This window comes from Stenotrophomonas koreensis (assembly GCF_001431525.1).
Lineage (GTDB): Bacteria > Pseudomonadota > Gammaproteobacteria > Xanthomonadales > Xanthomonadaceae > Stenotrophomonas > Stenotrophomonas koreensis.
This window is the reverse complement of record NZ_LDJH01000042.1, coordinates 1-674: the sequence shown is the minus strand read 5'-3', so window position 1 is coordinate 674 and position 674 is coordinate 1. Positions and strand designations below refer to the sequence as shown.

Below are 674 nucleotides of genomic sequence, written 5' to 3'. Positions count from 1 at the left end.
TGCTGGCGATGTACCACGACCAGGGCCTGCCGGTGCTGAAGTTCTCCGGTTTCGAAAACGCCACCAACATCACCCTGGGCCTGCCCTATCCGCGCGTTGCGGTGGACCACGGCACTGCACTGGAGCTGGCCGGCAAGGGCCAGGCCGACCCCGGCAGCCTGCTGGCGGCGGTGGATTTGTGCGCTGCACTGGCCCGGCAACGTAAACTGTGCACATGACCCCATCTTCCTCTCCCCCGGCCGGCTTCACCGAGCCGGCGAAAAAGCAATTTGGCCAGCACTTCCTGGCTGACCGTTATTACGTGGACAAGATCGTGATGGCGGTCAACCCGGTCGCCGGTGACAACCTGGTCGAGATCGGTCCCGGCCAGGGCGCGATCACCTTCCCGCTGCTGCGCAAGCATCCGCGGCTGACCGTCATCGAGTTCGACCGCGACCTGATTGCCCCGCTGGCGGCCGCAGCCGCGCCGCTGGGCGAGCTGACCATCATCCACCGCGACGTATTGCAGGTGGACTTCAGCGCGCTGGCCGAACCGGGCAGGAAGATCCGCCTGGTCGGCAACCTGCCCTACAACATCTCCTCGCCGATCCTGTTCCATGCCCTGGAGCACGCCGCGGCGATCAGCGACATGACCTTCATGCTGCAGAAGGAAGTGGTCGACCGCATGGCGGCCG

Annotated in this window: 2 protein-coding genes; both read left to right on the top strand. The window is 65.7% G+C overall.

Features of this window, described 5'->3' with window-relative positions:
• The coding region (locus ABB25_RS14000; RefSeq protein ID WP_211259332.1) for a 4-hydroxythreonine-4-phosphate dehydrogenase PdxA at nucleotides 1-218 on the top strand (218 nt) is incomplete at its 5' end.
• On the top strand, nucleotides 215-674 hold a 460-nt coding region (locus ABB25_RS13995; protein ID WP_275452797.1), incomplete at its 3' end, for a ribosomal RNA small subunit methyltransferase A. The genes ABB25_RS14000 and ABB25_RS13995, both read left to right, overlap by 4 nt.